General features: G+C 73.7%; 18 protein-coding genes. 15 read left to right on the forward strand and 3 right to left on the reverse strand.

The window, feature by feature from the left end:
- Positions 1-10 precede the first annotated feature (10 nt).
- The 13 genes from rsmI to ACLJTM_RS29760 all read left to right on the forward strand — a co-directional run bounded on the left by rsmI (position 11) and on the right by ACLJTM_RS29760 (position 16646).
- Positions 11-919 (forward strand): 16S rRNA (cytidine(1402)-2'-O)-methyltransferase, encoded by a 909-nt coding sequence (gene rsmI, locus ACLJTM_RS29700; protein WP_411106845.1) that lies wholly within the window; start codon positions 11-13, stop codon positions 917-919.
- Between the two features lie 160 nt (positions 920-1079).
- Entirely contained in the window at positions 1080-1571 is a 492-nt protein-coding gene (locus ACLJTM_RS29705) for a hypothetical protein (protein ID WP_411106846.1), read from the forward strand.
- Positions 1572-1581: 10 nt separating this feature from the next.
- Positions 1582-2499, forward strand: coding sequence for a TatD family hydrolase (locus ACLJTM_RS29710; RefSeq protein WP_411106847.1), 918 nt, complete (start codon positions 1582-1584; stop codon positions 2497-2499).
- 531 nt (positions 2500-3030) lie between these two features.
- Positions 3031-4245, forward strand: coding sequence for a ubiquitin-like domain-containing protein (locus tag ACLJTM_RS29715; protein ID WP_411106954.1), 1215 nt, complete (start codon positions 3031-3033; stop codon positions 4243-4245).
- Between the two features lie 59 nt (positions 4246-4304).
- Positions 4305-5213 (forward strand): 16S rRNA (adenine(1518)-N(6)/adenine(1519)-N(6))-dimethyltransferase RsmA, encoded by a 909-nt coding sequence (gene rsmA, locus ACLJTM_RS29720; RefSeq protein ID WP_411106848.1) that lies wholly within the window; start codon positions 4305-4307, stop codon positions 5211-5213.
- A complete protein-coding gene (locus ACLJTM_RS29725) occupies positions 5210-6103 on the forward strand; it encodes a 4-(cytidine 5'-diphospho)-2-C-methyl-D-erythritol kinase (protein WP_411106849.1) in 894 nt (297 codons plus the stop codon). Before rsmA ends, ACLJTM_RS29725 begins: the two co-directional genes overlap by 4 nt.
- 555 nt (positions 6104-6658) lie before the next feature.
- Positions 6659-8032 carry an acyltransferase family protein gene (locus ACLJTM_RS29730; protein WP_411106850.1) on the forward strand — a complete coding sequence of 458 codons (1374 nt, stop codon included), beginning with the start codon at positions 6659-6661 and terminating at the stop codon, positions 8030-8032.
- Positions 8033-8060: 28 nt separating this feature from the next.
- Positions 8061-9863 carry an ABC-F family ATP-binding cassette domain-containing protein gene (locus ACLJTM_RS29735; protein ID WP_411106851.1) on the forward strand — a complete coding sequence of 601 codons (1803 nt, stop codon included), beginning with the start codon at positions 8061-8063 and terminating at the stop codon, positions 9861-9863.
- 156 nt (positions 9864-10019) lie between these two features.
- Complete coding sequence (locus ACLJTM_RS29740; protein ID WP_411106852.1) at positions 10020-11651, forward strand: PQQ-binding-like beta-propeller repeat protein; 1632 nt, start codon at positions 10020-10022, stop codon at positions 11649-11651.
- A gap of 40 nt (positions 11652-11691) precedes the next feature.
- A complete protein-coding gene (locus ACLJTM_RS29745; RefSeq protein ID WP_411106853.1) occupies positions 11692-13482 on the forward strand; it encodes a PQQ-binding-like beta-propeller repeat protein in 1791 nt (596 codons plus the stop codon).
- Positions 13483-13613: 131 nt separating this feature from the next.
- Positions 13614-14306, forward strand: a complete 693-nt coding sequence (locus tag ACLJTM_RS29750; protein ID WP_411106854.1) for a response regulator transcription factor — start codon at positions 13614-13616, stop codon at positions 14304-14306.
- Positions 14307-14412: 106 nt separating this feature from the next.
- Positions 14413-15402, forward strand: coding sequence for a UDP-glucose 4-epimerase GalE (gene galE, locus ACLJTM_RS29755; protein ID WP_411106855.1), 990 nt, complete (start codon positions 14413-14415; stop codon positions 15400-15402).
- 488 nt (positions 15403-15890) lie between these two features.
- Complete coding sequence (locus tag ACLJTM_RS29760; protein WP_411106856.1) at positions 15891-16646, forward strand: LuxR C-terminal-related transcriptional regulator; 756 nt, start codon at positions 15891-15893, stop codon at positions 16644-16646.
- Here the strand turns inward: ACLJTM_RS29760 and ACLJTM_RS29765 are convergent.
- Complete coding sequence (locus tag ACLJTM_RS29765; RefSeq protein ID WP_411106857.1) at positions 16605-17102, reverse strand: MarR family winged helix-turn-helix transcriptional regulator; 498 nt, start codon at positions 17100-17102, stop codon at positions 16605-16607. The two genes, ACLJTM_RS29760 and ACLJTM_RS29765, sit on opposite strands and share 42 nt — an antisense overlap.
- Before the next feature lie 161 nt (positions 17103-17263).
- On the opposite strand from ACLJTM_RS29765, the gene ACLJTM_RS29770 reads away from it, so the two are divergent.
- Entirely contained in the window at positions 17264-18130 is an 867-nt protein-coding gene (locus tag ACLJTM_RS29770; protein WP_411106858.1) for a trans-aconitate 2-methyltransferase, read from the forward strand.
- A gap of 2 nt (positions 18131-18132) precedes the next feature.
- Entirely contained in the window at positions 18133-18525 is a 393-nt protein-coding gene (locus tag ACLJTM_RS29775; protein ID WP_411106859.1) for a VOC family protein, read from the forward strand.
- 99 nt (positions 18526-18624) lie between these two features.
- Here the strand turns inward: ACLJTM_RS29775 and ACLJTM_RS29780 are convergent, their stop codons facing one another.
- Both ACLJTM_RS29780 and ACLJTM_RS29785 read right to left on the reverse strand, forming a co-directional pair.
- On the reverse strand, positions 18625-19299 hold the full coding sequence (locus ACLJTM_RS29780) for a TetR family transcriptional regulator (RefSeq protein WP_411106860.1): 675 nt from the start codon (positions 19297-19299) through the stop codon (positions 18625-18627).
- Positions 19296-20291: an acyl-CoA desaturase gene (locus ACLJTM_RS29785; protein WP_411106861.1), complete on the reverse strand. Its 996-nt coding sequence runs from the start codon at positions 20289-20291 to the stop codon at positions 19296-19298. Before ACLJTM_RS29785 ends, ACLJTM_RS29780 begins: the two co-directional genes overlap by 4 nt.
- Positions 20292-20637 lie beyond the last annotated feature (346 nt).

The following is a 20637-nucleotide window of genomic DNA, read 5'->3' on the forward strand; positions in this document are numbered from 1 at the left end:
GGATGGCCGGGTGACCACTGACCAGCCCCGCGGCAGCGAACCCGTCCACCCGGCCCCCGCCGAGGCGGGGGTGCTCGTCCTCGCCGGAACCCCCATCGGCGACCTCGCCGACGCCCCGCCCCGGCTCGCCGCCGAGCTGGAACGGGCCGACGTGGTCGCCGCCGAGGACACCCGGCGGCTGCGCCGGCTCACCCAGGGGCTCGGCGTGCACACCACCGGGCGCGTGCTCTCCTACTTCGAGGGCAACGAGTCGGCGCGCACCCCGGAGCTGGTCGAGGCGCTGGCCGGCGGGGCGCGCGTGCTGCTGGTGACGGATGCGGGCATGCCCTCGGTCTCCGACCCCGGCTACCGGCTGGTCGCCGCGGCCGTGGAGAAGGACATCAAGGTCACCGCGGTGCCCGGACCGTCGGCCGTGCTCACCGCGCTCGCCCTCTCCGGGCTGCCGGTGGACCGCTTCTGCTTCGAGGGCTTCCTGCCGCGCAAGGCGGGCGAGCGCCTCGGCCGGCTGCGGGAGGTGGAGCAGGAGCGCCGCACGCTCGTCTACTTCGAGGCCCCGCACCGGCTCGACGACACCCTGGCCGCGATGGCCGAGGTCTTCGGCCCCGAGCGGCGGGCCGCGGTGTGCCGAGAACTGACGAAGACCTACGAGGAGGTCAAGCGCGGCGGCCTCGGCGACCTGGCCGCCTGGGCGGCCGAAGGCGTCCGCGGGGAGATCACCGTCGTCGTGGAGGGCGCCGCCGCGCCCGGACCCGGCGACGTGGACGCCGATGAGCTGGTGCGCAGGGTGCGGGTGCGCGAGGAGGCGGGGGAGCGCCGCAAGGAGGCCATCGCCTCCGTCGCAGCCGAGGCCGGGGTACCCAAGCGGGAGGTCTTCGACGCGGTGGTGGCGGCAAAGAATGCGGCACAAAAGGTGCTGTAAGTCGGTAAAGAGCTAACCTGAAAAGCAAAGCTCAGACCGCGCACCGGGCGCTTTGGGCATGACTGCCCCAAAGACCGTCCAACACTAGACAGGGCCTGATGCGCTCCCGCCTGAAGAGGCGTCCACTGGCAATGGCACCAGTGGAACAAGAGGAGCTCGCATGAGTGAGATCGCAGACACCCCGGTACCCGTCACCACGGCCCCCGCCCCCGCCCGCGCGTCCGGAGTGCAGACCGTGCACGAGGCGTACTCCTTCGCCTGCATGCGGTGCGGGTACGGCTGGGAGCAGGCCTATGCGATAGAGCACCACACCGACGCCGCGGGCCAGGCGTTCATCATGTACACGGTCAACGGTGAACGGGTGCCGTCCCCCCTGTCGAACCCCACCTGCCTCAACTGCGGGGGCCACGTCGTACGGATCATGCGGGCGGGCCAGGTCTCCTCGGTGCTCGGCATGCTCGACCACATCTACCACCACCCGGTCGCGCCCGGCATCGCCGGTCCCGTCCCGGCGGGCGCCGACGGCCCCCGCGCCCCCCGGCCGCGCAAGTCCTCCGTCCGGCACGACGCCCCCGGCCCGGTCGCCGTCGGCGCGGACGGAGAGCGCCGGGGCCCGCTCGCCCGGCTCCTCGGGATCTTCCGCCGGTCATAAGATCGGCCGTATGACACGCGTGGAGAAAGCGGACGAGGCGGCGCAGGCCCCGCGGAAGCCGCAGCCCAAGGACGCCCTGCCGCCGCTGCCCGAACCCCTGCGGGTGGCGGTGGCCGACTCGCACACCCACCTGGACATGCAGTCCGGCACCGTCGAGGAAAGCCTCGCCCGGGCCGCCTCCGTGGGGGTCACGACCGTGGTCCAGGTCGGCTGCGACGTCAAGGGCTCCCGCTGGGCCGCCGAGACGGCCGCCGCGCACGCAGGCGTGCACGCGGCCGTGGCCCTCCACCCCAACGAGGCCCCCCGGATCGTGCACGGCGACCCCGACGGCTGGTCGCGCCAAGGTGCGCGGCGCGGCGGCGGCGAGAGCGCCCTGGACGACGCGCTCGCCGAGATCGAGGCCCTCGCGGCCCTCGACCAGGTCAAGGCGGTGGGCGAGACCGGCCTCGACCACTTCCGCACCGGCCCGGAGGGAATGGCCGCGCAGGAGCGTTCCTTCCGCGCCCACATCGAGATCGCCAAACGGCAGGGCAAGGCCCTGGTCATCCACGACCGCGAGGCCCACGCGGACGTCCTGCGGGTGCTGCGCGAGGAGGGCGCCCCCGAGCGGACCGTCTTCCACTGCTACTCCGGGGACGCGGAGATGGCACGCGAATGCGCCGCCGCCGGGTACTACATGTCCTTCGCCGGGACCGTCACCTTCAAGAACGCGGCGCCGCTGCGCGAGGCCCTCGCGGTGGCCCCGCTGGAACTCGTCCTCGTCGAGACCGACGCGCCCTACCTCACCCCCGCGCCGTACCGCGGACGGCCCAACGCCCCGTACCTCATTCCGCTGACCGTACGGGCGATGGCGGCGGTCCGCGGCATCGACGAGGACGCGATGGCCACGGCCCTCGCCGCCAACACGGCCCGCGCGTTCGGCTACTGACACCCCGGCAGCACGACACGCTGCGTAGTCGTCCGCCTTTGTTTCCGTGACGCCCGCTCCGCTAAGGTGCCCTGCCCCGACCAGGGGCGCCGGACCAGTGGAGCGAGCGTCGTGAGCGATACGCAGGGCAGCCACCGCCGAAGCGGTCCCCTCCCCGGGGCACACGAGGACCGCGCCGCGGCCGCCGTCCCCGGGGAGCCGGATCCCGGCGTCCCCGCCCCCCGCGGCGGCCGCCGCGCCCGCGGCCGGGCCCCGGCCGACCCCGCACCGCAGGCCCCCGGCGGGACCGGCCGGCGGCGCGGACCGGCAGCCGAGGCGGCGCCGCCCGCCGCCCCGGCGGGCAGCCACCGGCGGGCCGGCGGCGACGTCGGCCTCCTCGCCCCGCCGGCCGCGGCCGCCGCCGCGCCGCCCGCCGCAGCGGGCTCCGGCAGACGGCGCGGACCGGCAGCCGAGCCCGATCCCGGAGCCGGGCCCGATCCCCGAGCCGAAGCCGGCTCCGATGCCGGATCCGGGCCGTACGCCGCCCCGCCGGTGCCCGCGCCGGTGCCCGCGCCGGTGCCCGCGGTGCCGGGCCGGCGCCGGGGCTCCGGCGGGCGCCGCGCCGCGGCCCGCACCGGCCCGCAGCCCCCGGCCGCGCCGTCCGCCGCCCCCGGCGCGAGCTGGCGGCGGATCCTCCCGCAAGCCCTGGTCGTCGCCTTCCTGGCCGGCGGCACCACCGCCTTCGTCGCGGCGGACAAGGCGGTACGCCTGACCGTGGACGGCGTACCGCGCACCCTGCACACCTTCGCCGACGGCGTGGACGAACTCCTCGCCGCCGAAGACCTCGGCGTCGGCCCCCACGACCTCGTCGCCCCCGCCCCCGGCGCCCCCCTGCGCGACGGCCAGGAGATCGTCGTCCGCTACGGCCGCCCGCTGCGGCTGACCGTCGACGGCCGCCGGAGCCAGGTGTGGACCACCGCCCGCACCGTCGAGGGAGCCCTGCGCCAGTTCGGCATCCGCGCCGAAGGTGCCTACCTCTCCGCCCTGCGCACCGCGCCCGTCCCGCGCGAGGGACTCACCCTCAGCGTCCGCACCGAGCGCAGCGTCACCTTCCTGGCCGACGGCCGCGAACGCACCCTGCGCACCAACGCCGCCACCGTCGAGGAAGCCCTGCGCCAGGCCGGGATCACCCTCCACGGACAGGACACCACCTCCGTGCCGCCCGGCTCCTTCCCCCGCGACGGCCAGACCGTCACCGTCCTGCGCATCACCGGCACCCGCGAGGTCCGCGAGGAACGCCTCCCGTACGCGACCGAGCGGGTCGAGGACGGCACCCTGTTCGCCGGCACCGAGGTCGTCGAACGCGCCGGCCGGCCCGGGGCCCGCCGGGTCACCTACAGCCTGCGCACCGTCAACGGGGTCCGCCAGAAACCCCGCCGCATCGCCGAGGAGACCGTCCGCGAGCCCGTCACCCAGCTCGTCAGGGTCGGCACCAGGCCGCTGCCCGACTCCGTCGCCGGCGCCGACGGCCTCGACTGGGCGGCCCTGGCCCACTGCGAGTCCGGCGGCCGGCCCTCGGCCACCGACGCCTCCGGCACCTACGGAGGCCTCTACCAGTTCGACGTCCGCACCTGGCAGGCGCTCGGCGGCAGCGGCCGCCCGCAGGACGCCCCCGGCGCGGAGCAGACGTACCGGGCGAAGAAGCTCTACGTACAGCGCGGCGCGAGCCCCTGGCCGCACTGCGGGCGCAGGCTCACCCGGGGCTGACTCCGCGGCGGGCCCAGGTCCGGCGCGGGATCCCCCCGGTGATCTGAGACGCTTTACCGGTGAGCACCGCAGAGCAGCAGCCCGAACCCGCCTCCTCCGGCACCCCCGACGCCCTCCTCGGCGCATCCGACATCCGTGAGCTGGCAGCAGCCCTCGGTGTCCGCCCGACGAAGCAGAAGGGCCAGAACTTCGTCATCGACGCCAACACGGTGCGCCGGATCGTGCGCACCGCCGAGGTGCGCCCCGACGACGTGGTCGTCGAGGTCGGACCGGGACTGGGCTCGCTGACGCTGGCACTGCTGGAGGCGGCCGACCGGGTCGTCGCCGTGGAGATCGACGACATCCTGGCCGCGGCGCTGCCCGCCACCATCGAGGCCCGGATGCCCACCCGCCGGGACCGCTTCGCGCTGGTCCACTCCGACGCGATGCTCGTGACGGAACTGCCCGGCCCGGCGCCCACCGCGCTCGTCGCGAACCTGCCGTACAACGTGGCCGTGCCCGTCCTGCTGACGATGCTCGACCGCTTCCCGACCATCGAGCGGACCCTGGTCATGGTGCAGGCCGAGGTCGCCGACCGGCTCGCCGCCCGGCCGGGCAACAAGGTGTACGGGGTCCCCTCGGTCAAGGCCAACTGGTACGCCGACGTCAAGCGGGCCGGATCCATCGGCCGCAACGTCTTCTGGCCCGCGCCCAACGTCGACTCGGGCCTGGTGTCCCTGGTCCGCCGCACGGAGCCGGTCAAGACCAGCGCCTCCAAGGCCGAGGTCTTCGCCGTCGTGGACGCGGCCTTCGCGCAGCGCCGCAAGACGCTGCGCGCCGCCCTGGCCGGCTGGGCCGGCTCGGCGCCCGGCGCCGAGGCCGCCCTGGTCGCCGCCGGCGTCTCCCCGCAGGCACGCGGGGAGTCCCTGACGGTCGAGGAGTTCGCGGCGATCGCCGAGCACAAGCCCGAGGCGGGGCCCGCACTGTGAGCGTGACCGTACGGGTCCCCGCGAAGGTCAACGTCCGGCTGGCGGTGGGCGCGGCCCGCCCGGACGGCTTCCACGACCTGGCCAACGTCTTCCTCGCCGTCTCCCTCTTCGACGAGGTCACGGCCACCCCCGCGGACGCGCTGACCGTCACCTGCACCGGTGCCGACGCCGACCGGGTCCCCCTGGACCGCGGCAACCTCGCCGCGCGCGCCGCCGAGATGCTCGCGGCCCGGGCCGGCATCGAACCCGCCGTCCACCTCCACATCGCGAAGAGCATCCCCGTCGCGGGCGGCATGGCCGGCGGCAGCGCGGACGGCGCCGCCGCGCTGCTGGCCTGCGACGCCCTGTGGGGGCTGGACACCCCGCGCGGCGAACTCCTCGACATCTGCGCCGTGCTGGGCAGCGACGTCCCCTTCAGCCTGGTCGGCGGGGCGGCGCTGGGCACCGGCCGGGGCGAGCTGCTCACCCCGGTCGACGCGGGCACCTTCCACTGGGTCTTCGCCGTGGCCGACGGCGGGCTGTCCACCCCGGCGGTGTTCCGCGAGTTCGACCGGCTCACCGCGGGGACGGCCGTCCCCGAGCCCCAGGCCTCCCCGCAGCTGCTCGCCGCCCTCGCCTCCGGGGACGCCGGGGCGCTGGCCGCCACCCTGGCCAACGACCTCCAGGCGGCGGCGCTGTCGCTGCGGCCCTCGCTGGCCGACACCCTGGCGGCGGGCACCGGAGCCGGGGCGCTGGCCGCGCTGGTCTCCGGCTCGGGCCCCACCACGGCCTTCCTCGTCCCCGACCCGGAGACCGCGGCGAAGGTCGCCGCCGCCCTCGAAGCCTCCGGCACCTGTCGCGCCACCCACGTGGCCTCCGGCCCGGCCCCCGGAGCCACCGTCCTCCCCTGACCCGACACCCCCCCGCCGCCGGAGCCCGGCCCGGGCTGCGCCGCGGCTTTGCGGAGCCAGGCCTCGGCCGCCCGGCCCGGCTGCGCTCGGGCTTTCGCCTCAAGCGCCGGCGGGGCTGGTGGTGGCGGAGCCAGGCTTTGGCCGCCCGGCCCGGGCTGTGCCGTAGCTTTGCGGAGCCAGGCTTTGGCCGCCCGGCCCGGCTGCGCTCGGGCTTTCGCCTCAAGCGCCGGCGGGGCTGGTGGTGGCGGAGCCAGGCTTTGGCCGCCCGGCCCGGGCTACGCCGTAGCTTTGCGGAGCCAGGCTTTGGCCGCCCGGCCCGGCTGCGCTCGGGCTCTCGCCTCAAGCGCCGGCGGGGCTGGTGGTGCGGGTCGGGGGCTGGTTGCCGGGGTCGGTCGGAGCTTGCGCCGTCCCAGCCCCGCCGGCGTTTGAGGCGGAAGGCCGGGCGGAGCCTCTGCCGCGCCGGGCATCGGCGTAGGCGGTCGGGGAGGGGTACTCAGAGCGGGATGAGTAGGTACGCCCTGTCGGGGGAGCGCCCGCCGGGGCGAGCGTGGAGACATGACAGCCAGCGCACGCGACCTCGCCGCCGCCACCCCCGACACCCGCGACCGGTACGTCGACCTGCTCCGCGTCGCCTCGCTCGGGACGGTCGTCTGCGGGCACTGGCTGATGGCGGCGGTCAGCGGCGACGGCATCGGGAACCTGCTCGCGCTGCTGCCCGGGCTCCAGGTGCTCACCTGGGCCCTGCAGGTCATGCCCGTCTTCTTCTTCGTCGGCGGGTTCTCCCACGCCCTGTCCCACCGCTCCCTGGCCCGCGGGGCCGACGGGCCCCGCTACGCCGTCTTCCTGCGGGCCCGCCTCCAGCGGCTGCTGCGGCCCACCCTGGTGTTCGTCGCGGTGTGGAGCGTCCTCGCGCTGGCCGTCCAGCTCGCGGGCGCAGGCGGCGGACGGCTCAGCGGCGCCGCGCTGCGGCTGGTCACCCAGCCGCTGTGGTTCATCGGGATCTACCTGTCGATGGTCGCCTTCACCCCGCCCCTGCTGCGGCTGCACGAGCGCTACGGCTGGGGCGCCTTCGCCGGGCTGGCCGCGGCGGCCGGGCTGGTCGACGTCCTGCGCTTCGGGTTCGGCGTGCCGTACGTGGAGTTCCTGAACTTCGCCTTCGTCTGGCTCGCGGTCCACCAGCTGGGCTTCCTGCGCGCCGACGGGCGCATCCGCCGACCGGCCCTGCCGGCATCCGCCGGACTGGCCGGTGCCGTCCTGCTGGTCGCGGCCGGCCCGTACCCGCTGTCCATGGTGGGGATGCCCGGCGAGAAGGTCTCCAACATGGCCCCGCCGACCTTCGCCCTGCTCTGCCACGGCGTGTGGCTCGTCGGTGCCGTGCAGCTGCCGGCCCGGGCCGCGGCGGCCTGGCTGCGCCGCCCCCGCGTCTGGCGCGCGGTCGTCGCCGCGAACGGCATCGCCATGACCGCCTTCCTGTGGCACCTGTCCGCCATGCTCGGGGTGTACGGGATCCAGCTCGCGCTCGGCCTGCGGCTGCCGGTCCCGGCCAGTGCCGCCTGGTGGGCGCAGGTACCGGTCCGGCTGGCGGCGGCGGCCCTGCTGACCGGCCTGCTCGTCGCGCTCTTCCGCCGCTTCGAGGCCCCCGCCCCGGCCACCCCGCAGCCCGCCCCGGCCGCCCCGCAGCTGGCAGCCCCGCAGCCGGCAGCCGCCGCCCCGCGGGCGAGCGGCCCCGGCGCCGCCCTCGGCATCACCCTGTGCCTGCTCGGGATCCTCGGCCTGTCCATGACCGGGCTCGGCGGCCTGCTGGAGGGGCACAGTGCCACCCTGGTCGCGGTCCCGCTGACCGCCCCGGCCGCCATCGGCATGGCCGTGGGCGGGTGGATCCTGGTGGAACGATCCGCCGCGGCCCGGAGGGTTAGGCTGAGGGGCTGATCCACACCCCTTCCCTGGAGCGCGTCTGATGGCCGTCAATCTGGTCAATGTCGAGGCAGTCAGCAAGGTGTACGGCACCCGTACCCTGCTCGACGGCATCTCCCTCGGCGTGTCCGAGGGGGACCGGATCGGTGTCGTCGGCCGCAACGGCGACGGCAAGACCACCCTGATCCGCATGCTGGCGAAGCTGGAGGAGCCCGACAGCGGCCGGGTCACCCAGAACAGCGGCCTGCGCATGGGCGTCCTGACCCAGCACGACTCCCTCGACCCCGCGGCCACCATCCGCCACGAGATCATCCGGGACATGGCCGACCACGAGTGGGCCGGCAACGCCAAGATCCGCGACGTGCTGACCGGCCTCTTCGGCGGCCTGGACCTGCCGGGCTTCGAGCAGGGCCTGGACACCGTCATCGGACCGCTGTCCGGTGGCGAGCGCCGCCGCATCGCGCTCGCCCAGCTGCTCATCGCCGACCAGGACCTGCTGGTCCTGGACGAGCCCACCAACCACCTCGACGTCGAGGGCATCTCCTGGCTGGCCCGCCACCTCCAGGAGCGGCGTTCCGCGCTCGTCTGCGTCACCCACGACCGCTGGTTCCTGGACCAGGTCTGCACCCGCATGTGGGACGTGCAGCGCGGCGAGGTGCACGAGTACGAGGGCGGGTACAGCGACTACGTCTTCGCCCGCGCCGAACGCGAGCGGATCGCCGCGACCGAGGAGTCCAAGCGGCAGAACCTGATGCGCAAGGAGCTGGCCTGGCTGCGCCGCGGCGCCCCCGCCCGCACCTCGAAGCCGCGCTACCGCATCGAGGCCGCCAACGAGCTGATCGCGGACGTGCCGCCGCCGCGCGACCGCTCGGAGCTGATGCGCTTCGCCAACGCGCGCCTGGGCAAGACCGTCTTCGAGCTGGAGGACGTGACCGTCCAGGCCGGACCCAAGACCCTCCTCCAGCACCTCACCTGGCACCTGGGCCCCGGCGACCGCATCGGCCTCGTCGGCGTCAACGGCGCGGGCAAGACCTCCCTGCTGCGGGCCCTCGCCGAGGCCGCCCGCACCCAGGGCGACGTCCAGCCCGCCGCGGGCAAGGTCACCGTCGGCCGGACCGTGCGGCTCGCGTACCTCTCGCAGGAGGTCGGCGAACTCGACCCCTCCCTGCGGGTGCTGGAGGCCGTCCAGCGGGTCCGCGACCGGGTGGACCTCGGCAAGGGCCGCGAGATGACGGCGGGCCAGCTGTGCGAGCAGTTCGGCTTCACCAAGGAGAAGCAGTGGACGCCGGTCGGCGACCTCTCCGGCGGCGAGCGCCGCCGGCTGCAGATCCTGCGGCTGCTGATGGACGAGCCCAACGTGCTCTTCCTCGACGAGCCCACCAACGACCTGGACATCGAGACCCTGACCCAGCTGGAGGACCTCCTCGACGGCTGGCCCGGCTCGATGATCGTGATCTCCCACGACCGGTTCTTCATCGAGCGCACCACCGACACGGTGATGGCCCTGCTCGGCGACGCGAACCTGCGGATGCTGCCGCGCGGCCTGGACGAGTACCTGGAGCGCCGGCAGAAGATGATCGAGGCCGCCGCCCCGGTGGCGGCCCCGGCCGCGCCGGCGGCGAAGTCCACCGCCTCGGGGGACGCGCGCGCCGCGAAGAAGGAGCTCCAGAAGATCGAGCGGCAGCTCAACAAGCTGTCCGACCGCGAGGGCAGCCTGCACGCGCAGATCGCCGAGAACTCCACCGACTACGACAAGGTGGCCAAGCTCGACGCGGAGCTGCGGGAACTGCTCTCGGACCGCGACGAGTTGGAGATGCGCTGGCTGGAACTGGCCGAAGACGCGTGAGCGCGGCGCCGGGCAGCGGCCAACTGGCGCGATAACGGCGGCATCACGGGCCGGTCCTCCCTTGGGAACAGGGGGCGGACCGGCCCCGCGCGTGTCGGTCGTCAGTGATAGAAAGGGTCATCCTCCACGACCTTCCGAAGCCGAAAGTGTGCGCTGATGACCGAGCCGCCCCCGCCGCCGAACCAGCCGCCGACACCTTCCGGTTACGGCCACCTGCCCGGCCCGCCGCAGCCCGGCTACGGATACCCGGCCCAGGGCGACAACCCGTACGCCCAGACCTCCCCGTACGGGCAGCCGCCGGCCCCGCCCGCCGGCTACGGCTACCCGCCCCCGCCGCCCGGCGTGCCGGGGGTCCCGCCGGGGGCTCCCGGCATGCCGCCGAAGAAGAAGAAGCGGACGGCGCTGATCGCCGCCTCGGTGGCCGCCGCCCTCGTCGTCACCGCCGTCGTCTACGTCGGCTTCTTCCGGGGTGACGGCGACGACCCGAAGCAGCCGGTGGCGCAGTCCTCCCCGCCCGTGGACGAGAAGCCGTCCGGCTCGCCGTCCGTGGACCAGGGCGACGGCAGCGGAAACGGCGCGGCGCAGGAGGACCTGAACGCCGGCCGCAAGCCGGGTGAGGACAAGGTCCTCTGGCTGAAGACCAGCAAGGTCGACGGACCCGGCGCGGGCGTCGACGCCGAAGGCCAGTGGGTCGTCGGCGACACCGTGGCCAAGAGCGTCTGGAAGTCCGTCACGGGCTACGGCGCGGCCGACGGCAAGGAGAAGTGGAAGATCGACTTCCCTGCCGAGATCTGCGCCGTCACCGACGGGACGACCACCGACGGCAAGACCGTCGTCCTCTTCAAGGACGGCGAATCGGACTCCGCGAACTGCAACCAGATGCGGATGATCGACCTCAAGGCGGGCAAGGAGGGCTGGTCGAAGGAGGTTCCCAAGGAGGGCCTGTTCGACCTGTTCGCCGGCCCCAGCCTGTCGCTCAGCGGGGACACCGTCGCCGTCAACCGCGTCACCCGCTCCACCGTGTTCAAGGTCGGCACCGGCGACCGGCTCTTCGGCACCCCGGCGGAGGGCTGCCAGGCCGGCACCTACCTCGGCGGCAACGGCAAGATGATCGGCATCGCCACCTGCCAGGACGCCGACAGCACCGTCGAGGTGCAGGGCACCGACCCGGCCACCGGCAAGCCGGCCTGGTCCTTCCGGCTCCCCAAGGACTTCAAGGTCACCAGCGTCTACTCGGTGGACCCGCTCGTCCTCGACATCGGCAACGAGGCGAAGAAGGAGCGCTCCATCGTGGTCCTGGGCCCCGACGGCAAGCAGCGCACCACGGTCTCGGGCGAGGGCAAGTTCGCCACCGGCTGCGGCAGCGCCTTCAGCCGCTCCTTCCAGTGCACCACCGGGCTGGTCGACTCCAACACCCTGTACCTGCCGACGGCGACGTCCGCGGGCACCGGCAACGAGGTCGTCGCCTTCGACCTGGGCACCGGCAAGGTCAAGTGGCGCACCCCGGCCGGGGACAAGCGCACCCTGACCCCGATCGCGGCCGCGAACGGCCAGCTGGTCCTGTACCGCAAGGCGGAGTACGACCAGGGCGGCGAGGTCCTCACCGTCCCGGCGGCCGGCGGCACGCCGACCCCCGTGCTGCGCCACCCGTCGGGCGCATCCGCCCCGGTCGAGAGCTCCTTCTACTCCCCGAAGACCGACTACGTGGACGGCCGGTTCTTCATCTCCGCCTCCCGCCTGCTGGCCAAGGGCAAGGACGAGAAGCTCCTGATGGTCTTCGGCAAGTGAACGCGTCCACCGAGCCGCCCACGAGAGGCAGTAGCAACCGATGAGCACCCCGCCGCCCCCCCACCAGCCGCCGCCCGGCGGCTACGGCGCCCCGCCGCCCGCAGGCGGTTTCGGCGCGCCCGTGCCGCCGCCCCCGCAGCAGGCCCCGGCGACCCCGCCGCCCCCGCAGCAGCCGCCGGCGACCCCGCCGCCCCCGCAGCAGGCACCCGCGACCCCGCCGCCCCCGCATCAGCCCCCGGGCGCCCCGACGCAGCCCGCGTACGGCTACCCGCAGACCCAGCCCGGCTACGGCTACCCGCAGCAGCCCGGCGCCCCCGGTCCGTTCGGCGCGCCGACCACGCCCCTGCAGGCGACCGGCTCCCCGGGCGGCGCCGGCGGCAACGACAAGCGCACCCAGCTGATGATCGTCGGCGCGGCCCTGCTCGCCATGGTCCTCATCGTCGGCGGGGGCTTCTGGTACGTCTCCGGTGACAGCGGCGGCGGCGGTACGCAGCCCACGGCGGACGGCGGCCCCAGCGGCTCCTCGGACGGCGACAAGCCCAAGGCGGGCGCGGGCGGCACCGAGAAGGTCCCGGCCAACCCCAAGTCGAAGACCCTCGTCAACGTTCCCCTGCCGACCCCCGAGGAGCAGGTCACGGTCAAGGGCTCCTGGCTGACCGACACCACGTACGTGAAGGGGGACGTGGCCAAGGTCGTCGGCTACAACCTCGTCGACGGCGGCAAGAAGTGGGAGATCCCGCTCCCGGCCCAGCTCTGCGGCGCGACCAAGCACATCAGCGAGAACAAGACGGCCATCCTCTTCGAGGAGGGCATGCCGAGCGCCGAGAAGAAGTACCAGCCCTGCACCCAGGTCGGCGTCATCGACCTGGAGGCCGGCAAGCTCCTGTGGTCCTCGCCCGCCAAGTCGGCCACCGGCGGCGACAAGAACGTCACCTTCTCCGAGGTCACCGTCAGCGGCCAGACGGTCGCCGCGGGCGGCCTCTCCGGCGGCGGCGCCTGGAACCTGGCCGACGGCAAGAACCTGTGGCAGCCCAAGGTCGACAACGAGGGCTGCTACGACCTCGGCTACGCCGGCGGCGAAGCCCTCGCCGTGCTCCGCAAGTGCGGCCGCAGCCCCAACCAGACCCTCTACGCCCAGTCCCTCGACCCGGCCTCGGGCGCGCCCAAGTCCTCGTACAAGCTCTCCCCGGGCATCGAATGGGCCGGGATCATCTCCACCAAGCCGCTGATCGTCGCGGCCGACGTCGGCAAGACCGCGAAGAACGCCACCGGCGTCAGCGACCTCTTCGTCCTCGACGACGGCGGCCAGCTGAAGTCCCGCATCTCGCTGGCCTCCGGGAACTTCAACCCCCAGTGCCCGGCCACCGAGGTCGAGCAGTGCATGAACATGGTGGTCGGCAACGGCAAGGTGTACGTGCCCTCGTACGAGCACCAGGGCCAGGACACCAGCGGCGCCCGCACCAACGAGCTGCTCTCCTTCGACCTGGAGACCGGCAAGCAGACGAACGAGGCCGCGCCGGCCGGCGAGCGCTACAAGGTGATGCCGCTGCGCATGGACGGGTCGAACGTCATCGCCTACAAGATCCCGCCGTACGACAAGGGCGGCCAGATCGTCAGCATCGACGGGAACACCATGAAGGAGACCCTCCTCATGGAGAACCCGGGGGACAAGACCAGCCAGCGCGCGGAGACCCGGGTCACGCCCACGGGCGCCGAGTACCGCTACCACAACGGGAAGTTCTTCATCGCCCGCTGGTACGCGCGCAAGCCGTACGGCAGCGCCGGCGAACCCGACCCCGAGTACCTGTTCGTCTCGTACACGGCGAGCTGACCCGCCCGCCCGACGTCCGCCAGGAGCCCCCGGAAGGTCCGCCCTTCCGGGGGCTTCTGCGCGGTATCGACGGCGCGCCGTCGAACAAGCGTGTAGCTTGCCGGGGCAGAAGGGTGGGGGTGGGGTGCCCAATGGGCGTACGGGTCGTGGTGGTCGACGAGCACCGGCTGCTGGCCGAGGCGCTCGCCTCGGCCCTGAAACTGCGGGGCCACCGGGTGCTGGCCGCGACCGCCCCTGCCGCGGGCTCCGCCGAGCTGGTCATCAGCCGGGCCCCCGAGGTCTGCCTCTTCGGCACCGCTTCCCCGGCCGACCCCGGGGTCTTCGAGCCCGTCGTGCGGATCAAGCGGGAGCGGCCGCAGATCGCCGTGGTGGTCCTCGGCCCGGTGCCCAACCCGCGCGGGATCGCCGCCGCCTTCGCCTCGGGCGCCGGCGGGTACGTACGCCACGACGAGCGGATCGAGGGCGTGGAGCGGGCGCTGGCCAAGGCCCGGGCCGGTGAGGTGGCGATCGCCCCGCAACTGCTCCAGAGCGCCTTCGCCGAGCTCCTGAACCCGTCCGCGCAGCCTGATGACGAGGGCAGCAGGCTGCTGCGGCTGCTCACCCCGCGCGAGGTGGAGGTGCTGGTCCGGGTCGCCGAGGGCGAGGACACCCGGCTGATCGCCGCGGGCATGGAGATCGCGCCCAGCACGGCCCGCACCCACGTGCAGCGGGTGCTGATGAAGCTGGGCGTGGGCTCCCGCCTGGAGGCCGCCGCACTGGCCGCCCGCACCGGCCTGCTGGACCGGGCGGTTCCGGATCCGCCCTTCCCGGGTCCGGCCGGCTGACGAGGGGAAAGGGCTCCCGATTTCCCCGTGGGCGCGGAATCGGGTAAGCCAAGGGGCGGCATGTGGATGTACCCGCGTGCGTACCTTCCTGAGAGGCAGTAGGCGAGTGAACGACACGCCGATCCAAGACACGCCGGTCCTCAAGTGCCTGGTCACCGGTGGAGCCGGTTACGTCGGCAGCGTGGTGGCCGCCCACCTGCTGGAGGCCGGCCACCGGGTCACCGTCCTGGACGACCTGAGCACCGGCTTCCGCGCCGGCGTCCCGGCGGGCGCCGAGTTCATCGAGGGCCGGGTCCAGGACGCCGCCCGCCACCTGGACGGCTCCTACGACGCCGTCCTGCACTTCGCCGCCTCCTCCCAGGTGGGGGAGTCGGTGGCCGACCCGGCCAAGTACTGGGAGAACAACGTCGGCGGCTCCCTCGCCCTGCTGACCGCCATGCGGGACGCGGGCGTGCGCAGGCTGGTGTTCTCCTCGACCGCCGCCACCTACGGCGAACCGGGCGAAGGCCTGCTCACCGAGGCCTCGGTGACCGCCCCGACCAATCCGTACGGCGCCACCAAGCTGGCCGTGGACCACATGATCGCCGCGATGTGCGCCGCGCACGGCCTGGCGGCGGTCTCGCTGCGCTACTTCAACGTGGCGGGCTCGTACAAGGAGTTCGGCGAGCGCCACGACCCGGAGAGCCACCTCATCCCGCTGGTCCTCCAGGTGGCCCAGGGCAAGCGGGAGGCCATCTCGGTCTTCGGCGAGGACTACCCGACCCCCGACGGCACCTGCGTGCGCGACTACATCCACGTCGCGGACCTGGCGGAGGCGCACCTGGACGCGCTGCGGGTGGCCGCCGAGGGCGAGCACCTCGTCTGCAACCTGGGCAACGGCAGCGGGTTCTCGGTCCGGGAGGTCATCGAGACGGTCCGCAAGGTCACCGGCCGGGAGATCCCCGAGGTGGTCGCCCCGCGCCGGGCCGGCGACCCCGCGGTCCTGGTCGCCTCGGCGCGCACGGCGCACGAGCGCCTCGGCTGGACCCCGAGCCGCTCGGGCCTCACCGGGATCATCACGGACGCCTGGAACTTCGCGCGTACGCACACCTCCTGAGCCCCGCGGGCCCGCCCGGGCCCGCCCGGACCGTCCGTTGCACCGCCCGCCCCCCGTGCCGACCGGCGCGGGGGGCGTGTGCGTGCGGGACGTGCGCCGAGGGCGGGCGCTGTGCGCGGGCGCCCGGCGTGCACACGCCGGGTGAAATGCCCCCCGTGCACCTGCCCGTGGCACACGCCGGCCGGGATGCCGTCATCCGGCCCGGCGGAACGGTGAATTCAGGCCATCGCGACGGCCGTTCGGAGCGGGCGCACCGGAAAATCCCCGGGAAAACTTCTGCTATTCGGCCAACTGCCGCCCGCATCCGGGCCTACGCTGATGCGTGACACCGGTGGGGGCCGGTGTTGATTCAGGGGTCGAGACCGTCGGGTACGGAGTCCGCTCCGGGGTAGAGCAGGGGTGTCACGGCGGCGGCCGCGGCGGCTGCGGATCACCCGGTCCGGACTCCGTTCCCGCCGTCGTCCGTTTCCCCGACCCTTGGGGGTTCTGTGGTCCGTATCCGGGTTCTCGTCGTCGACGATCACCGCATCTTCGCCGAATCGCTCGCCGCCGCGCTCGCGGCCGAGCCGGACGTCGACGTGTCCGCGGCGGGCAGCGGCCCCGCCGCCCTGCGCTGCCTCGAACGCGCGGTGGCCGAGGGCCGCCGCTTCGACGTGCTCCTGGTCGACGCCGACCTCGGCGCCGCCGCCCTGCCCGCCCAGCGGGAGGCAGGCCCGCCGCCGCCCTCCTCGGACGGGATCGCGCTGGTCGCCGGGGTGCGGGTGTCCCATCCCGGCGTGCGCACGGTGGTCCTCGCCGAGCGCGACGACCCGCGCCGGGCCGCCCTCGCCCTCCAGGCCGGGGCCTCGGGCTGGGTGGCCAAGGACTGCTCGCTGTCGCGGCTGCTGGCCGTGGTCCGCGGCGTGCTGCGGGAGGAGACGCACCTGCCGCCCGCGCTGCTGACGGGCGTGCTGCGGGAGCTGACCGCGGCCCGCAAGCACCGGACGGACAGCGAACGGCTGGTGGAGTCGCTGACCCCGCGCGAACACGAGGTGCTGCGCTGCATGGTGGCGGGGCTGGGCCGCAAGGACGTGGCGGCCCGGCTGTTCCTGTCCCCGCACACGGTCCGCACCCACATGCAGAACGTGCTGGGCAAGCTGGGCGTGCACTCCACCCTGGCCGCCGTCGCGCTGGCCCGGCGGGCCGGGGTGCGGCCGGCGGACCTAGCCGGGGATGTTGTCGAACGGAGCGGTCAACCGGCGTAGCAGGGCCGCGAGATCGCCGCGCTGGCTCTGCGAGAGCCGGGCGAGGATCGCCCGCTCCTGGGCCAGCAGCCCGGCCAGGGCCTGGTCGGCGCGGTCGCGCCCCTCGGCGCTCAGCCGGACCAGGACTCCGCGCCGGTCACTGGGGTCCGGGAGCCGTTCGACGAGGCCCTTCTTGGCCAGCCGGTCGATGCGGTTGGTCATGGTGCCCGAGGTGACCAGGGTCTGCGTCAGCAACTGGCCCGGGGAGAGCTGGTACGGGGCACCCGCGCGGCGCAGCGAGGTCAGGACGTCGAACTCCCAGGGCTCCAGGCCGTGCTCGGAGAAGGCCAGCCTGCGCGCCCGGTCGAGGTGGCGTGCCAGCCTGCTGACGCGGCTGAGCACTTCGAGCGGTTCCACGTCGAGGTCAGGGCGTTCCCGCCGCCATGCCGCGACCAGTCGGTCGACCTCGTCCTCCATGCCGATCAGTGTAAGGGGTCTGTCGATATGAAGTCTCTTCATCACAAGTATCTCGCTCCCAAGAATCTTGACATCAAGATATAAATGAAGCGACCATGGGGCATGGAGGGGGCTGAAACGGCTTCCGCTTCCGACCGCCCCGCCAGCAAGGAGGCTCGAACATGCATTCCGATACTGCCCAGGCCAACATCCCCGTGGCCCGTGTCCCCTCCGACCCGTGCGCACCCACCTGGGACCCCCAGCAGTACCTGCGGCACGCAGGCCACCGCACGCGCCCCTTCCTCGATCTCCTGACCCGGATACCCGAACTCCCCACCCGTCCCGCCCGTATCGCCGACCTCGGCTGCGGCCCCGGCAACGTCACGGCCCTGCTCGCCGGACGCTGGCCCGAGGCCGTGATCACCGGCTTCGACCTCTCCCCGGAGATGCTCCACCGCGCGACCGAGGAGTACGCGGGCCCCACCGCCGGCGGCGGCAGCCTCGACTTCCGGCCCGGAGACCTGGCCGGCTGGCTCCCCGAGGAGCCGTACGACCTGATCGTCTCCAACGCCGCCCTGCAATGGGTCCCCAGCCACCCCGGCTCCTTCGCCCCCTGGATCCACGGGCTCCGCCCCGGGGGGACGTTCGCCTTCCAGATCCCCGGGAACTTCACCGCGCCCAGCCACGCGCTGCTCGCCGAACTGTGCGACGCCCCGCGCTGGCGCTCCCGGCTGGCCGGGCACGGCGCCCGCTACACCCACCTGCTGGAGCCCGCCGAGTACCTGGCACGCCTCACCGAGCTCGGCTGCGCCACCGAAGTGTGGGAGACCACCTACCACCAGCTCCTCCAGGGACCCGACCCGGTCCTCGACTGGGTCAAGGGCACCGCGCTGCGGCCCGTCCTGACCGCCCTCGGCGACGACAAGGACGCCGTGGACGCCTTCCTCACCGAGTACCGCGACCGGCTCCGTGCGGTCTACCCCGCCGGCCCGCGCGGCACCGTCTTCCCCTTCCGCCGCATCTTCGCCGTCGCCCGCAAGGAGGCCTGAGCGTGTTCACCGCCCTGGACCACGTCCAGCTCGCGGCGCCACCGGGTACGGAGGACCGGCTGCGCGCCTTCTACACGCAGGTCCTCGGCATGGCCGAGGTACCCAAACCGCCCGTGCTCGCCGCCCGCGGGGGCTGCTGGTTCGCGGCCGGACCCGTACAGCTGCACCTCGGCGTGGAGGAGGACTTCCGCCCGGCCCGCACCGCGCACCCGGGACTGCGGGTGACCGGCATCGAGGCGTACGCGGACAGACTCCGGGAGTGCGGGGCGGAGGTGGTCTGGGACGACAGGCTGCCGGGCCACCGCCGCTTCCACTGCAAGGACCCCGTCGGCAACCGGCTGGAGTTCCTGGAGCCGCACGGCCCCGAGCCGTACGGCCCCGGACCCGCCGCCTGACGGACCGGCCGCCCGGGGGACCCGCCGCCCGGTGGACCCACGACGGCGCCCCGCCACCGGAGGACCGGTGGCGGGGCGCCGTCATACCGCGGGGGCCGCTCAGCTCTTGCGGCGGCCCACCAGCTGGGGCTTCGACTCCAGGCCGTCCAGACCGTGCCAGGCCAGGTTCACCAGGTGCGCCGCGACCTCCGCCTTCTTCGGGCGGCGGACGTCCAGCCACCACTGCCCGGTCAGCGCCACCATCCCCACCAGCGCCTGCGCGTACAGCGGGGCCAGCTTCGGGTCGAAGCCCCGGGCCTTGAACTCCAGGCCCAGGATGTCCTCCACCTGGGTGGCGATATCGCTGATCAGCGAGGCGAAGGTGCCCGTGGACTGGGCGACCGGGGAATCGCGCACCAGGATCCGGAAGCCGTCCGTATAGGACTCGATGTAGTCCAGCAGCGCGAAGGCGGCCTGCTCCAGCAGCTCCCGCGGGTGCCCGGCGGTCAGCGCCCCCGTCACCCCGTCGAGGAGCTGGCGCATCTCCCGGTCCACCACGACCGCGTACAGGCCCTCCTTGCCGCCGAAGTGCTCGTAGACCACCGGCTTGGACACCCCGGCCTTCGCCGCGATCTCCTCCACCGACGTGCCTTCGAAACCCTTCTCCGCGAAGAGGGCACGGCCGATGTCCAGCAGTTGCTGACGGCGCTCCGCACCCGTCATCCGGACCCGGCGGCCACGCCGGGGCTTGTCGCTGCTGGAAGTGCTGCCGTCGATCGCCACGCCCCCCATCATGCCGGGTTCGCGTCGTTTTCCCTGCGGCGGGCATCGATGCGGGCCTCGGAAGGCCACCGCACGTCCGTGGCCCAGCCCGCCTGTTCGAACCAGCGGATCAGCCGGGCGCTGGAGTCGACCTGGCCGCGCAGCACACCGTGCCGCGCCGAGGTCGGGTCGGCGTGGTGCAGGTTGTGCCAGGACTCCCCGCAGGACAGCACCGCGAGCCACCACACGTTGCCGGAGCGGTCCCGGGACTTGAAGGGCCGCTTGCCCACCGCATGGCAGATCGAGTTGATCGACCACGTCACGTGGTGCAGCAGCGCCACGCGCACCAGGGAGCCCCAGAAGAACGCCGTGAACGCGCCCCACCAGGACATCGTGACCAGGCCGCCGACCAGCGGCGGGATCGCCAGGGAGAACATGGTCCAGAAGATGAAGTCACGCGAGATCCGCCGGATCGCCGGGTCCTTGATCAGGTCCGGCGCGTACTTCTGCTGATCGGTCTGCTCCTCGTCGAAGAGCCAGCCGATGTGCGCCCACCACAGGCCCTTCATCAGCGCCGGCAGCGACTCGCCGAACCGCCACGGCGAGTGCGGGTCCCCCTCGTGGTCCGAGAACTTGTGGTGCTTGCGGTGGTCGGCCACCCAGCGCACCAGCGGACCCTCGACGGCCATGGACCCCATGACGGCCAGGGCGATCCGCAGGGGCCGCTTCGCCTTGAAGGAGCCGTGCGTGAAGTAGCGGTGGAAGCCGATGGTGATCCCGTGGCAGGCCAGGAAGTACATGAAGACCATCAGGCCGAGGTCGAGCCAGCTGACCCCCCAGCCCCAGGCCAGCGGAATCGCCGCCAGCAGGGCCAGGAAGGGAACGGTGATGAACAGCAGGAGGGCGATCTGCTCGACGGAGCGCTTGTTCTCGCCGCCCAGCGTCGCGGACGGCGCGGGCGCTGCGCCTTCGGTACGGGAAGAGGGCGCGGACGCGTCCTCGACCAGATCGGGGCTGGTGGTCATGAGGGTTCCCCTGGGGGGTGAGAAGTCGGCGGGGGCGCCCCCGGCAGGAACCGGGGGGAACCAGGGTCACAGACCCTACGGACCCGTAACCTACGGCATCGTAAGTATGGCAAAGGCGGGGACGGGGGCAAGAGGAGCGCGCCCGGTCCGACACCGCACCGGGGCGCGCCACGCGGGCGGCACCGGGCGGCCGCGAGCCGTTCGCGACCACCTGGTGACACATTTGCCCAGGCACACGGATCGGACACCTATCCTGTTGTCGTCGGACAGCGCGGTCCGCACGGGCAGCCCGAGCTGCGCTTCAGGCGGGGGCCCCTCCCAGACGGAGTCTGGGGGAGGCGACGCC

The sequence above is a fragment of the Streptomyces sp. cmx-4-9 genome (genome assembly GCF_046548835.1).
Taxonomy (GTDB): Bacteria; Actinomycetota; Actinomycetes; order Streptomycetales; family Streptomycetaceae; genus Streptomyces.